This window comes from uncultured Campylobacter sp., assembly GCF_938017775.1.
In the GTDB taxonomy this organism is placed as follows: Bacteria; Campylobacterota; Campylobacteria; order Campylobacterales; family Campylobacteraceae; genus Campylobacter_B.
The window spans coordinates 1-14,405 of sequence record NZ_CALIIU010000056.1 but is presented as its reverse complement, the minus strand read 5'-3'; the positions used below and the strand labels follow the sequence as shown (position 1 = coordinate 14,405).

Genomic DNA, 14,405 nt, shown 5'->3' with positions numbered 1-14,405 from the left:
TAGATGATTAAACCGACTGCGATTAAGAAAACTATTTGCTTTATGCCGATCTTCAATATGCAGTCGATTTAAAATTTTACCGTCGTAATAGGATAAATTTTAAAACCTGTCCGCTTAAATCAGCGTCGGCTTTAATTTGCGCGCCGAAAAGTCGGGCCTCTCGCCGCGAGCTAGAGCGATGAGCTCATCCGTCGCGATTAGATAAAAGCCTGCGAGTCCTCTGCCGAAAAGCCTTTGGATTTCATCGCTTCTGCCGTCTAAAAAATCAAGCGCGAGCTTGGAATTTACTAGCAAAAAATCGCTTCCGCTATCAAACGCGTCAAATAAAATTTCGCCCCCCAGCCGCAGCGCGCACTCCCGCTCCCGCTCGTATATCTGCGCTCCAAGCGGCGCGCCTTCGCAGCCAAAGTGCATGATCTGCGCGCCCAACCTGCTAGCCAGCTCCTCCGCAGCCTCGTCGTACCACACGGCGACGTTAAAGCCGCTAAAATCGTGCTTCGCGCCCGCTGCGTCAAATTCCGCCATGCTCTGCGCGCTTAAAATTTTATTGCTGCGCGCGGGCTCAAATTTTAAAATGTCGCAAAACGCCCTGTATGCCGCGCGGTCGTCAAACTCCATCCCCACGGCGTCGCACTTCGTAAAATACGCCATCTGCGGCTCGATGATCTCCAAAATCCTCATACGCTCGCTCGGATGCGTCTGCATCAGGCGGTGCGCGAAGATAAAAGCGCTGTTGCCCAAAAACTCCCGTGAGCATGCGGGGATTTTCGTCGAGTAAAAATAGGGCGCGAGGCTTTTGTAAAACTCGAAATCAGAGACATCCGCGATGCTTTCAAATGCTTTGAATTTATCTAAAAATGCTCGCGGCTCGCAGCGCAGGTCTTTAATTGCCTCTTTTTCGCTAAGAGGAGCGATGATTAGCTCGCTTCCAAAGTGCGCTATGAGCGTATCTAGCGGCTCTTTTACGCTCACCGTGGTGCCGCCGATTTTTACAAATTCCACTCCCTGCGCGCTAAAATAGGGATCGTGCGCGGAAATGTCGTCAAGCAGTGCCGCAAGATCGGCAAAGGGAGCGCTTTCATAAACATAGGGCTTGAAGTAGCTCGTGACGTCGCAGTGCGGGTCGAAGCGAAAGAGCCTGATTAGCATTTTTCATCCTTTTTTTATGGCGAATGATACTAGAATTTGCCTTAATAATGAGTTTTTTAGGCTCAATTTTATAAAATTGCGCCTTAGATTAACGCAAAGGCGGGCTATGAAAAATTTATATACCCTAAATCACGCGCCGATAAATGCGCATTTTAGTAAAAACTCCAGCGATTTCGTCGTGCGCGAAGTACCGCTTTATGAACCTAGCAATGAGGGCGAACACTGCATTTTGCTGCTGCAAAAAAAGGGCATCAGCACGCACGAGGCGCTGCGGATTTTAAGCGAACGCACGGGCGCTAAGATGCGCGAGTTCGGCTACGCGGGGCTTAAAGACAAACAGGGCCTTACGACGCAGCACGTTAGTATGCCAGCTAAATTTGAGCCCGCGTTGGGCGGATTTTCGCACGAGAGCCTTAAAATTTTAAGCGTGCAAAGGCACAAAAACAAGCTTAAAATCGGGCATCTTAGGGGCAATGACTTTTTCATCCGTCTAAAAAAGGTTCTACCGCCCGATGCCGTCAAGCTCGCAGCCGCGATAGATACGCTAGGGCGCGAGGGCTTTGCGAACTACTTCGGCTATCAGCGCTTCGGCAAGTTCGGCGACAACGCGGCGCAGGGCGAGGAGGTGCTGCGCGGACAGAGGCGGCTTAAAAACCCCAAAATGCGCGACTTTTTAATCAGCGCCTATCAGAGCGAGCTTTTCAACCGCTGGCTTAGCAAGCGGGTCGAAATTTCAAAATTTGCGGCGGAATTTAGCTCGGGCGAGTTTGCTAAAATTTACGGGCTAAGCAAAGAGGAGGCGCGCGAGATCGCGGCTCAGCCGCAGTTTTTCAAGCTTTTAAGGGGCGAGATTTTAGGACACTTTCCACACGGCGCGTTTTTTAGCTGCGACGATCTTGGCGCGGAGTGCGAGCGGTTTGCGAGGCGAGAAATCACGAGCGCAGGCCTTATCGTGGGGCGAGCTAAGCTGCGAGCTAGCGGGCTTGGCGGCAGATTTGAAGATGAAATTTTCACGCCCTCGCGCGAGTTTGAGGCGCAGATGAGCGGCTCGCGCAGGTTTGCGTGGAGCTTTATGGAGCGGGTGCAGCACGCCTACGATGCGCAAAACGCGCATTTTAGTTTCAGTTTTTACCTGCCGAAAGGCTCTTACGCGACGGTCGTTTTGGAAGAAATTTTGCACCGAGATATATTTGAAGGCACCGCGACAGACGAGGATTGAGCCGAACCGCACCGCAGGGTAGGGATTGCGCCACGCCACGCCCCACATCAAACCGCGCCGTAGAGTAGGGTTCACGCCGCACTTGCGCTAAGTCACACTGCACCGCATCGCGGAGTGGGACTCCGTCACCCCGCGCCCCACGTTAAACCGCGCTGTAGAGTAGGGCTTGGCTACGTAGCGGCGCACCACGCGGAATTTTACGGAATTTTAGAGCTTGACTGCGTAGATTTAAATTTGCGCGGTAGAAAAATTTTATGAAATTTTATCGCAGTAAGCGCGCCGCTTTGTCTAAATCATAGAATTAAAATTTAAAATTTTATTCTGCTCGGCCGTAGATAAAATTTTATAAAATTCTATTTCGCGACGATCTGTTTTGCCGCACCGAAATTTTAATCGATCCGCCTTTTGAAAATATAAAGCAAATTTAGATTATTTTTTATACTCTTTTATCTTGCAGTTTTTTAGCTCGGGGAATTCTTTATGAAATTTCTCATGCAGACGAAAAAATAAAAGCCCCGCGTCGGTAATCTCTCTGTAATAATCTTTAAATTTCTCATCCGACTCGGATAGTTGTGAGAAATTTTTTACCAATTCTTTTGCATCCGTCAAGATATTTGCTAACAAATCGTCGTTTTTCTGCAAAATTTCTACCATCTAGCCCGCTCCTTGCTATAGAATTTTGATAAATTATATCGCTTAATCATCAATCTTTGCTTAAATTTAAAACCGCGGTTTTGAGACGAAATATGAAATTTCGCCGCGCAAGTTCGTGTAAATTTAGAACGACGATTTGTTTGTTTGGTACGAACGATCCCTGAGATGCGATGAAATTTAAGCCAAAAAAGCTATAATTGCGCTCGGGTGTGGCGTGCGGTCGCTCCGTAAGGAGAGGAAAGTCCGAGCTGCGATAAGACAAGGTTGCGTCTAACGGACGCCGGGGGCAACCCTAGGGAAAGTACAACAGAAAGCAAACCGCCGCGCAAGCGGTAAGGGTGAAAGGGCGGGGTAAGAGCCCACCGCGCGCGTGGAGACACGGGCGGCAATGCAAACCCAACCTGCAGCAAGAACGGGTGGTTTCGTCTTATATTCGAACCGTTCGCTTGAACCGATTTGCAAAAATCGGTCTAGATAAATGACCGCTGTAACGGAACTCGGCTTATAGCCACACCTATTTTTACGCCGAGCTTACTTACTTTAAATAAGGAAAAATTTTTGAAAAGCTTAATTTTATGTGGCGCGCTTTGCGCCGTCGTTTTAGGGCTCGGAGGCTGCGCGAGTGCGGGTCCTGATAAGTCAGTAATCTTGCAAGGCGACGCCCACGATCGCGCTTGCGCAGAGGTTTATGAGCACTACAAAGAGCTCGAAGCGGAGCTTTTGGCGGTCGAGGATAGATACGCAAACCCAAGCGTTGCAAACGATTATATACAGACTTACGACGAGTACGAGCGCACCATTGCCTACTACAACGAAAATTGCGCGACCGATAAATAGGCGGCGCAGACTGAGTGTGATTTGGTATAAGTGTGGCGCGGCGCAGCAGCGCAAAATGCTCAAAATTTTATAAAATCTCTAAAAACTATTGAAAATTTTATGCGAAACAAAAAGCATTTAAAATTTATTACGTACGCTTGGCTCTAGCGATACAAAGTCGCGGCACGGCGTATATCGGCGGTGCTTATTTGTGCCCGCATTTAGCTTAGCACGCCAAATTTGCTGTAATCGTATAACGGCGTCACACTCGCGCATTGGCTAAGAGCGCGCGATTTATTAATCGAATCGGCGCGAAGCCTTGAAGTTGCGAAGTCGCGCTCAAAAATTCCGCCGTGCGAATTTGAATTAGTGGCTTAAAGTGTCAAAGCAATACCCCAAAATTTAGCCGCGAGGCGGTCGATGAACGATTTATTAATCGGATCGGTGCAAAGTCACACCAAAGATTCCGTCGAGTGGAGTTGGCTGTTATGTCCGTTTATGCGTCTGTCAAAGCCTCGTAGCCTCAATATAATATATTTCATCGAGTGGATTTGAATTGGCGCCTAGGCGCTTAGACCGATCGTAAAATCAGATCTCAAAAATCCTATTGCTCGGTTTTGACCTGCTGCGCGATTTTCGCGACGTATAAGAGCGGTAAAACGAGATCGTTAAGGTAGCTTTAAGGTGCAGTGTGATTTTTTTCGCTTGCGCATGCGGTTTTTTGAGACGCTTGGTAATTTCAGTTTACTCGCAGAATTTTAAGATGTGCGGTTTTTCGAGACTTATAGCAGCGGGTTTTTGGGTTTTTAGCGCGAAGGTATTTGGCGAATTTACAGTGCTATGGCTTTGATTTTTGCCGAGAAATTTTAGAATTTTATTATTTCGCAAGAGAATTTTGTGTGTTTTGGCGCCGCGTCGAACTTAAAATTTCATCTTGCCGCCGCATAAGATTGCGCGCCTAATCTTTTCGTATTTTTAAATACGGCATCCGTTTTGAGATTCGCGTCCGTTTTTGAAATTTTACTCCGAATAAACACCGAATACACAAAATAAGCCGCCCGGCGATAATTTTAGAAAGCCGTGCAAGTCTACAATGCAAAAGCTAAAGCTTTATGAGAGGCGGAACCTAAGACGTCTTTGCCGATAATTTAGCCGCGCAAAATGCCGCCGCGTTACGGCGTGCTAAGGCACCCGAAGCGCCGCATTGTGCTACGGTTTCCCTCATTACAGTGCGCTAAAACGCTCAAAGCGGGCTTTTAGAGATTTTGCATTTTTGTTTAAAAGCTCTGCTTGCGCGGCGAGCTTATCTGCGTATATTTGAAGCGACGTCGCATACTTAGCATGCGCCTCAAAGTCCGATTTTAGCGCGTAAATTTCATCTTTTACCGATTTTATATTTTGCGCGAGCGCCTCGTCTTTTACGAAGGTTCGGATCGTGCCTAAAAGCGCCAGCAGCGTCGTGGGTGATGCCGCAAAAATGCCGATTTGCGCGCAGTATTCAAGTACCTGCGGCAGCTTCTCGCAGACGTAGACGAAAACCGCTTCGCTGGGTACAAATAGCACCGCAAACTCCGTGCTAAGAGGCGGTATGATGTATTTTTCCGCGATATCTGCGGCGTGCTTTTTCATATCGGAGGCGAGTTGCTTATCCGCACTAGCAAGCGCTGCGGCGTCGTTTGAGGCGGAGGCGGCGATAATTTTTTCATAGCTTTGAAGTGGGAATTTTGAGTCGATGCAAAGAATTTTTTCTTTTGCGATATGCAGCGCGCAGTCTGCGATCCTGCCGTTTGGTAGGTGCTTTTGCAGCTCATAAAATGCGGTGTTTTGCCCATAGATCATCGATAAAATTCTCTCTAATCGATACTCGCCGAAGTTGCCACGCAGCTTGACATTGCCTAAAATCGAGTTTAGCCTTGCGATTTCGTCACGCACCTGAAGCGAAGTTTTATTTTGCTCGCTCATTCGCGCTAGATTTTCCGCTATGTCCTTAAAGCCGCGATCTAGCGAGCTTAAATTCTCGCTAAGCGCGCTGTTTTGGCGCTGCAAACCCTCGCCTAGGGATCTATTAAGATAATAGAGCTTATCGTTAAAGCCGTCGTTTAGGCTTTGATTTAGCTTAAAAAGCTCGGCACTTGCTCTCGCACTTTGAGCCGTGAGCCTTTCGCTTAAAAGCTCGCTAAGCGCGGAGTTTGCATCGCTTATGCGGCGGTTTTGCAGCACGAGCGCGATCAGCAAGGCAAGCACTAGCGCAGCAAAAAATGCAAACGCCGCGAGCAAAATCCCATCAGCGCCCATTTTCTTGCACGCTTTGTGGATCTAAAATTTCATTTTTGTAGCGCAGATATTCGATATCGTTGTTAAGCGCACGATTTTCCTCAAGCAAAACCTCGTGCTTGGTACGAAGCGCGGCGATGTCGCGGCTGATGTAATAAATTTCGTTGCGGATGTAAATCGCCGGCACCGTCAGCAAAAACGCAAATCCGATCAGCAGATAAACGACTAAAAGCTGATAAAGCGTGAGATTTTTCTCCTTTTTTTTCTCGGCATCGTAGTTTCGTAGCAGCTCGTCCTGTGCGCCAGCAAAACTGCCGTAACCGCGTCCTGCGGCAAGGCTTGCATAATCATGCGCGCCCATATCCGCGTAATTTTGATTTTGCGTGCCTGCAAAGCTTGCATCTGCAAACGCCGCATAATCCGCCTTGCCGGTAAAATTGGCACCTGCAAAATCGCCGTAGCTCGCTCCGCTGGAATTATCGCTGCCGCGATTGGCTGAAAGATTTGCGTCGCCGCGTCCTTTAAATTTTGCTTTACCGTTTTTATTAAATTTTGTTCCGCCGCTTTCGGAATTTAGATAGTTTTGGGTGTTTGTAAAGCCTGAACTTTCGAATCCCAAGCTAGTAAAATCGTCGTAACCGCCTGCTGCGCCCGCATAGTTTCGTTTTACGGCAAGATCCGCGGCAAGCTTATCCTCTAGCTCCTCATCCGTCAGATCCTCCATAGCTCGTCTTTTCGCAAGCTCTATGCCCGCTAGATCGGATGTCCCTGCAAAGTCGTGCCCGTCATCGTCGTCGGCAAAATATTCATATTTATTCATCTAAAATCTCCATAAATTTAAAACCACGATCTTATCTTTACTCGCCGCCAAGGCGCCTGCGTCAAGATAAATTCAGCTCGAAGCCCGCAGCTAGCGTGTATCCAGCAAAGTGTGTACCCAGCAATGGACCGTTAAGGTAAAATTTAAAAGCAAAGCTACGAGCAAAATTCTTTTTTGCAATTTTACCTCGGTAAATGGAATTTTATCTTAACTCGCAAAATTATATCTCGGCCAGCAAAAGCAAAATTTTACTTTAGCAGGCTATTTTTGTTAATTTTGCTCACTCTTTGCACCGGCAGGCTCGTGGAATTTAGGTAAAGATCAATTCCGCCGTAGCGGGCAAAACTATGCTGCCTTTACTCATTTTTTTATACGCTGCCGGCTTGCAAAATTTATATCGGCAGCAGAGTTATCTGCTAAGTCCCGCTGTCTAGTTTAAAATTTTTACGTTGATAGTTTTCGCATTTACGGCGAAATTTCATTTACTTTATCCGCTATCTATCTGCAAAATTCTATATTGGCAAGCGGAATTTAACGGCTTTGTCTATTTTCGCCGCCTTTGCACCGCCTGCTTGGGAAATTCATTTTGACAGGTAAAAATCAAGTTCACTTTACTCGGCTTATCTTATAAAATTTTGTCAAATCGTCTGAAAAACCGCTTAAAATTTTACTGCGTCTTCGATGTGCCTTAAAATTATAAGCGAAGGATATCGCTTGCAAGATAGGCTTTATCATCTAAAGGTCGATGAAACTACTGCTCGCTTACAAAATTTCGTTAAAGCAAAGGACTAGATTTGGCATTACGTCACTTGCTTTAGACGCCAAATTTTAACTTTTGCTGGGTTCTATATCTATGTTGCCACTTAGTTTTTAAAATATGCAGCAACTAAATCTCATAAAATTATACGTTAAATATAGCGTAAAATTCAACGTTAAATTTTATGATTTAGACATTGCGCGTTCGAAATAACGCTGAAAATATCATAAATTCTAAAGCGAATCTTTGTAAGCTAGATTTTAAAATTCCATAAAATCTTAAAATTTAATGCCTTCAAATCTGTAAATTTTACAAAATTTCGTCAAAATTTAAAATTCATAGCAAACAAAGGCGATTATTTCATTCGAAAAATTCTAAGCTTCGCGCTCACTGCTCGCGAGTTTTGTGCAAGCTCTTGCGCGTCCGCCGTTATAGGGCTTTTGGTTAGGATTTTGCCTAACGAATGCCCGCCACCGCATTCGCAGCGCATAAACTCGCTAGGGCAGACGCAATCACGTCCCCACGCCTTAAATCGCTCCTTTACTATGCGGTCTTCAAGCGAATGAAACGAGATTATAGCGACAGTTGCATTAGTTAGAATTGAATCGCGCGATTTTTGCTCAATGAGCGTGAGCAGGCGCTTTAGCTCGCCAAGTTCGTCGTTTACCTCGATGCGGATCGCCTGAAATGCTAGCGTAGCCGTGCTGATGCTGCGCCCTTTAACGGGCTTCGTTCCGATTAAATTTGCCAAAGCTTTAGCGCTTGTTAGTGGTGCGTTAGTCCGCGCAGTAGCTATTTTAGCAGCGATTGCGTTAGCGTTTGTTAGCTCGCCGTATTCGCGGAAAATGCGCGCCAGATCTGCTTGTGAGTAGTGGTTTACGACGTATGCCGCATCTAGAGCTGCGCTCTCATCCATTCGCATATCCAGCGCGTCGCTTTTAGTGGAAAAGCCGCGCGAGTTTTTATCCAGCTGAAGAGATGAAACGCCGATGTCGGCTAGGATCCCGCGAACTGCGCGGAGCTTTTGCTCGGGCAGAATTTTTAAAATTTCGCTAAATTTTGCTTTGTGGATTTCTATGCGATCTTTAAATTTACTGAGCCGCTCGCGCGAAAATTCTATCGCTTCGGCGTCTCTGTCGCAGGCGATAAGCTTAAGGCGCGGATTAGCGGTTAAAATGCCCTCGCTATGCCCTCCGTAGCCTAGCGTGCAGTCGATAACATAGCCGTCTTCAAGCTGCGAAAATGCGGCGATCGTTTGCGAAAAAAGCACCGGAATATGTGGAGCTTGCACTTAAATTTATCCTTTTGAAATTTCTAATCCTATATAATAGCGAAATTTTTTACAAAGGCGAGAGATGGACGAGTATTATTATGAAATTTTACGTAAAATTTCGCTTTCGATGTTTAGAGATAGGCTTTTTGGAATCTTTCACGGCTCGATTTCAGCAAAAATTAAAGAAAATCAGTTCTTGATCAACAAAAAAGACGCGATTTTCGATAGCCTGGATAGGGATGATTTTATAACTCTGTTTTCGAAGAAGGATTACCGCTGGCAGGATGCTAGCATCGATAGCGACATACATATAAATATCTACAAAAATATAAAAGAGGCAAAATTCGTAACCTACGCAACACCGCCGTATCTCGTCGCATATACGCTGGAGCATGATTTTATTTTGCCGCGAGATTACTTTGGGGTGAGCAAATTTAAGCGCATTGAAATTTACGATCCTAAGAACTACGACGACTGGCACGAGCGCGCGCCGTACGAAATTTGTAACTATATGATAAATGAAAATAGCGATATAATGGTGATTCGCGGCTATGGGGTTTTTGCCCATGCAAGGAGCGCGCAGCAAATGGCGAAAAAAATAGCGATTTTAGAAATGAGTTCAAAGCTGCTTTTGCTAAGCTAAGATTAATGTATACCAAATCATTTACTAACGCGTTATAATTCGCCAAAAATGCCTATTTTTCAGCCTTACATAAGGTTTTATCTGTATAATTACTAACAAAAAATTTCTTTAGTTAGCTATTTAAGGATTTAGATGATAGAATGGATGCAAAAGCATAAGAAGTCGCTTATACCGACTATTTGGATAAGCACGATAGCTTTCGTGGGCGCAGGTTTCGTAGGCTGGGGCGCATATGATATGAACGCTAACCGCGCAGGCTCAATCGCTAGAGTAGGGCAGATTTCCATAACCAATCAAGAATATAAGATAAAATCAACCGAGTTATACAATAGATTAAACGCTATGAGCGATGGGCAATTTACTCAAGAACAAGCCAAAAATATGCATCTAGATCAGATCGCAGTAGATCAGCTAATCGGCGAAGCGTATTTTCTAAATTTTGCTAAAGATTTAGGCATTCAGGCTAGTGATAAAGATGTGGCGGAATTTGTGCTAAACTCGCCGAATTTCCAAGAAAATGGCGCATTTAGTAAGGAACTTTACGATAATGTCGTAAGGAATTCAGGACTTACTAAAAAGGAATTTGAGCGCAATCTACAAAAGGTCCTAACTTTAGAAAAGCTAGGCAAAGCACTAAAAATAACACCTAACCCTAAGATCGTAGAAGCATTTGCAGCATCGCAGCTGATGCAGGATAAGGTTTCTGCAGAGATAATCTACGCCGATGCTAACGTCACTTTTAACGACGACGAGCTAAAGAAATTTTGGGAAGGCGAGAAATCGCACTTTATGACCGAGAAAAAATATATTCTAGGAGCTTATTTTGTGGCACCTAGCAATGCCGATGTGAATGAGACCGAACTAAGTAAATTTTATGAAGAACACAGAGGCGAGTATAGAAGCCTGGATGATAAATTATTGGATTTTGCAGAAGCCAAACCTAATGTCTTAAAAGATTACCGAATGGATCAGGCTAAAAAAATCGCAAAAAAAGATTTTCCAGATATTAAAAAAGGCAAAATCGATACTAATGAAACCATAGTTGCTACGGCTAGCAATTTTCCAGTATCTGAGATCGAGGTGGCAAAGCCAGGAGATGTCATCAAGCCTTTCGAGTACAAAGGCGGATATTTGATTGCTAAACTAAACGGTGTAGAGCAGCCTAGGCAGATGAGCTTTGAAGAGGCTAAGTCTTTGGCTTCTAAAGAATTTGAAACGAAAAAACGTAAAGAGCTACTTGAAAAAAGAGCTCAAGATGCGCTTAAAAATTTCAAAGGCGAAGATTTCGGCACGCTATCTCTTAATAGTAAAAATAATACCAAGCTAAGCGATGACGAATTTTATAAATTTCTTATCGATATGTTTAATAAGCCTGCGAAAGAAGGGATAGTGATGTTTGATAACAAAGCCGTAGTGTATAAAATTTCACAGCAGAGCCTAGGTAGCAGCGAAGAGATAGATAAAGAAAAAACGATCGTAGCTGATAGGATAACCACGTTATTAAATTCCAATCTGCAAGACGATCTAACCAAAATGCTAGAAAAGCGCTATAAAACCGAAAGATATTTTAAAGGTAAAGACAGTGAGTGAATATATTTTAGGTCTAGATATAGGCTCGACTAAAATTCGCGCGATAATCGCTAAAAATGATGGCATTTTTACGGTCTTAGGCGTTGGCGGAGCCGATACTTTAGGTATCAAAAAGGGTGTTATAACAAACATAGAGCAAGCTGCGGGCTCAATAAAACAGGCGGTGAAAGCAGCAGTAAAAGGCGCTGGTAGAAGCTACGATAAAGCCATTATATCGATCTCTGGCTCATATGCTAAAAGCGTTAAATCTCGCGGCGTCATAACCATGGAAAATGAGATCGGACTAGATGAAATCAAGCGCGCTATGCAGGTCGCAGAAGCCCAGGCTAATGTGCCTAGCGATAGCGTAATCTTGCATGTGCTTCCGTATGATTTCAGAGTTGATGAGCAGGAACACATCGAGGATCCCCTCGGTATGAGCGGCACGCGCCTAGAGGTATCTACACATATCGTCATCGCGCCAGAAAGCTCAATTAAAAATTTGAAAAAATCCGTTGAGATGGCGGGAGTAAAGGTAGATAACATCGTCCTTTCAGGCTACGCATCATCCATATCTACTCTTAGTAAGGATGAAAAAGAGCTAGGTGTCGTACTGATCGATATGGGCGGCGCTACGTGTGATATAGTCATCCACCTGGGAAATTCCTTACGTTATAACGATGTTGTGATGTTTGGCTCTAATAACGTTACTAACGATCTATCGCGCGCCCTACACACGCCGCTTCCATATGCGGAAAACATAAAGATCACCTACAACGATCTAATTAATCAAGGCAATAGCGAAGTTGAATTGCCTGCTTTAGGCGATAGCGAATCGGAAAATCACATAATAAGCCTTGAGATCATCTCTCAAGTCATCCTTGCTCGCGTTAAAGAGACCTTTGATATGATAGCCGACAAGATCGAAAGAAGTGGCTATAAAGACCGCATAGGTGCAGGTATAGTTATTACCGGCGGCATGGCAAAGCTAGACGACGTGCGCGATTTAGCGGCGATAGTTTTTGATAACACTTCCGTTAGGGTTGCGAGAGCAAAGAGCGTGGGCGGCCTACACGAGATCGCAGACGATATTTCAAACTCTTGCGCATTGGGACTTTGCATGTATGGTTTCGGCGAATTCACCCCTTACGAGATGGACTCTAACGGCAAACTCCGCTACAAAGACGAAGTTATAAACAAGGCTCCGAAACGAAATGTGAACGAATATTATGAAAAAGAGGTCAGTAAGGCGATAGAAAAAGAGGGCATCAGAGCGGATAGCGGTGCGGCTAAGAAGGAGGATCTAAATATCCAACTTCCCAAAAAAGACGGACAGAATTTTTTTAGTAAAATTTGGTCGTCTATGAAAAATTGGTTTTAAATTTTAAGCTAAGGAGATACTCGTGAAAGGATACAGCATGGAAGAAAGAAAGGGCATCTACGGTGCCAAGATGAAGGTTATCGGCGTCGGCGGCGGCGGATGCAACATGATAAATCATATGATCCGCGAAGGATTTACCAAAACCGACGTTGAGCTTATGGTGGCTAACACCGACGCGCAGGCGTTAGAAAAGTCGATCGCAAATACTAGAATTTTACTAGGCGAAAACACCACCAAGGGCCTTGGCTGCGGTATGGATCCAGCGCTTGCTAAAATGGCTGCAGAGGAGAACTACGACGATCTTAAGGATCGCTTAGACTACTCTGATATCGTTTTCGTTGGCTCCGGTCTGGGCGGCGGTACTGGTACGGGCGCTGCACCTATCGTTGCAAAAGCTGCGAAAGAGAAAAAAGCGCTAACCATCGGCGTCGTTACTACCCCTTTCGGTTTTGAGGGTAAAAAACGTATGCGATTAGCACAAGAGGGTCTTGAAGAGCTTAAAAAAGAGTGCGATTCAATAATCGTTATCCCAAATCAAAATTTATTAAAGATCATCGATAAAAAAACCGGCCTAAAAGATGCCTTTAAGATCGTAGATAATGTCCTATTCCAAGCCGTAAACGGTATGATCTCCGTGATCTTAGAGTCCGGCGATAGCGATATCAACGTCGATTATGCCGACGTTAAAAAGGTAATGACTCACCGCGGTTTGGCGCTTATGGGTATCGGCGTTAGCGAAGGTGATGGCGCAGCAGAAGAAGCTCTAAAAAGCGCGATTCAATCTCCGCTTTTGGATAATACCTCTATCCACGGCGCTATGGGCGTGCTAGTGCATTTTAAGATGTCGCCTGATTGCTCCTTGCTTGAGATCGAATCTGCTATGAATATCATCGAAGATACCGTGGATAAGGATGCCGATGTTACTTGGGGTACCACCACCGATCCTAAGATGGAAAATAACCGCGTCGAAGTTACTCTCATCGCCACCGGTTTTGAAAGGAGCATCGAGGAAAAAAAGCAGGTCGCCAGCGATAACGTAGCGGATCGCAGAAAGGCGCTTTTAGAGAGCATGGGTCGAAATTCTATCTTTTCTAGACAGAAGGTAAGTAGCGGCGATTTTAACGGGGACGAAACCTACGACGAGCTCGACGAGCCCGCATTCCTACGCAACCAGATGGACTAAATGCGCAGACGAGATAGGCAGCTAAGCGAAGATGAGGCGTTAAAAATCATCGACGAGAGCGAATACGCTACGCTTAGCTGCATAGACGATAGCGGCGAAATTTTTAGCGTGCCTATCTCGCCGGTGCGCGATGCAGACGCTATTTATATCCATGGCGCACCTGCCGGTACAAAGGCGAAACTCTTTCAAAACGGACGCGCGGTAACGGCGGTTTTTGTTAGCTATAACCGCGTTCCTACCCCAAGCGATGAAGAATACCGATCTATCGCAAACGACGCTGCCGCTTTAGGCTCTAGAGTTTATACGACAGAGTACCGCAGCGCGATCGCCGTTTGCGAAGCAAGTGAAGTAGAAGATGACGAGCGTAAAATTTATGCCCTGCGGATACTATGCGAAAAATACACCCCAAACTACATGTCGCGCGTGGAGTTCGCCTCCAGAGCATCATTAAAGCGCACGAAAATTTACGAACTCAAAATGAAATCCGTAACCGCAAAGGCTAAAATTTTATAGCATTAAATTTCAGAAGTTTAAATTTTAAATTGTTTGATTTTTTAAAATTTCAAGTTTGAATGCTAGAGAGATTTTAATCTGGAATTTCGTATCGCCAAATTACGAAGCTTCTTGTCGGCACGAGCATCGGCACCACCGCGGCGATCGTGCCGCT

Annotated in this window: 12 protein-coding genes and 1 other RNA gene; 8 read left to right on the top strand and 5 right to left on the bottom strand. The window is 45.2% G+C overall.

The window, feature by feature from the left end; genetic code table 11:
- Nucleotides 1-114: 114 nt before the first annotated feature.
- Nucleotides 115-1,149 carry a hypothetical protein gene (locus Q0537_RS08055; protein ID WP_299226890.1) on the bottom strand — a complete coding sequence of 345 codons (1,035 nt, stop codon included), beginning with the start codon at nucleotides 1,147-1,149 and terminating at the stop codon, nucleotides 115-117.
- 106 nt (nucleotides 1,150-1,255) lie between these two features.
- Between Q0537_RS08055 and truD the strand changes: the two genes are divergently transcribed.
- Complete coding sequence (gene truD / locus Q0537_RS08050; protein ID WP_299226887.1) at nucleotides 1,256-2,368, top strand: tRNA pseudouridine(13) synthase TruD; 1,113 nt, start codon at nucleotides 1,256-1,258, stop codon at nucleotides 2,366-2,368.
- A 429-nt stretch (nucleotides 2,369-2,797) separates the two neighbouring features.
- On the opposite strand, the gene Q0537_RS08045 is transcribed toward truD, so the two are convergent.
- A complete protein-coding gene (locus Q0537_RS08045) occupies nucleotides 2,798-3,022 on the bottom strand; it encodes a chemotaxis protein (RefSeq protein ID WP_299226884.1) in 225 nt (74 codons plus the stop codon).
- Between the two features lie 204 nt (nucleotides 3,023-3,226).
- On the opposite strand from Q0537_RS08045, the gene rnpB reads away from it, so the two are divergent.
- An RNA gene (rnpB, locus tag Q0537_RS08040) (RNase P RNA component class A) lies at nucleotides 3,227-3,543 on the top strand.
- Between the two features lie 37 nt (nucleotides 3,544-3,580).
- Nucleotides 3,581-3,859, top strand: a complete 279-nt coding sequence (locus Q0537_RS08035) for a hypothetical protein (protein ID WP_299226881.1) — start codon at nucleotides 3,581-3,583, stop codon at nucleotides 3,857-3,859.
- 1,203 nt (nucleotides 3,860-5,062) lie between these two features.
- Here the strand turns inward: Q0537_RS08035 and Q0537_RS08030 are convergent.
- The 3 genes from Q0537_RS08030 to rsmH all read right to left on the bottom strand — a co-directional run bounded on the left by Q0537_RS08030 (nucleotide 5,063) and on the right by rsmH (nucleotide 8,980).
- Nucleotides 5,063-6,133 (bottom strand): DNA recombination protein RmuC, encoded by a 1,071-nt coding sequence (locus tag Q0537_RS08030; protein WP_299226878.1) that lies wholly within the window; start codon nucleotides 6,131-6,133, stop codon nucleotides 5,063-5,065.
- Nucleotides 6,123-6,932, bottom strand: a complete 810-nt coding sequence (locus Q0537_RS10430) for a hypothetical protein (protein ID WP_366811398.1) — start codon at nucleotides 6,930-6,932, stop codon at nucleotides 6,123-6,125. The genes Q0537_RS08030 and Q0537_RS10430 overlap by 11 nt, the downstream gene beginning before the upstream one ends.
- 1,112 nt (nucleotides 6,933-8,044) lie before the next feature.
- Complete coding sequence (gene rsmH, locus Q0537_RS08020) at nucleotides 8,045-8,980, bottom strand: 16S rRNA (cytosine(1402)-N(4))-methyltransferase RsmH (RefSeq protein WP_299226875.1); 936 nt, start codon at nucleotides 8,978-8,980, stop codon at nucleotides 8,045-8,047.
- 64 nt (nucleotides 8,981-9,044) lie between these two features.
- Here rsmH and Q0537_RS08015 point away from each other — a divergent pair, with 64 nt between their 5' ends.
- The 5 genes from Q0537_RS08015 (at nucleotide 9,045) to Q0537_RS07995 (ending at nucleotide 14,251) form a co-directional block, all read left to right on the top strand.
- Nucleotides 9,045-9,605, top strand: coding sequence for a class II aldolase and adducin N-terminal domain-containing protein (locus Q0537_RS08015; protein ID WP_295152874.1), 561 nt, complete (start codon nucleotides 9,045-9,047; stop codon nucleotides 9,603-9,605).
- A 132-nt stretch (nucleotides 9,606-9,737) separates the two neighbouring features.
- Nucleotides 9,738-11,195, top strand: coding sequence for a peptidylprolyl isomerase (locus Q0537_RS08010; RefSeq protein ID WP_299226873.1), 1,458 nt, complete (start codon nucleotides 9,738-9,740; stop codon nucleotides 11,193-11,195).
- A complete protein-coding gene (gene ftsA / locus Q0537_RS08005) occupies nucleotides 11,188-12,555 on the top strand; it encodes a cell division protein FtsA (protein WP_299226871.1) in 1,368 nt (455 codons plus the stop codon). Before Q0537_RS08010 ends, ftsA begins: the two co-directional genes overlap by 8 nt.
- A 22-nt stretch (nucleotides 12,556-12,577) precedes the next feature.
- Nucleotides 12,578-13,738 carry a cell division protein FtsZ gene (ftsZ, locus tag Q0537_RS08000; protein WP_040303139.1) on the top strand — a complete coding sequence of 387 codons (1,161 nt, stop codon included), beginning with the start codon at nucleotides 12,578-12,580 and terminating at the stop codon, nucleotides 13,736-13,738.
- The gene (locus tag Q0537_RS07995; protein ID WP_299226868.1) at nucleotides 13,739-14,251 is read left to right on the top strand and encodes a pyridoxamine 5'-phosphate oxidase family protein; all 513 of its coding nucleotides are present in this window, start codon (nucleotides 13,739-13,741) and stop codon (nucleotides 14,249-14,251) included.
- Nucleotides 14,252-14,405 lie beyond the last annotated feature (154 nt).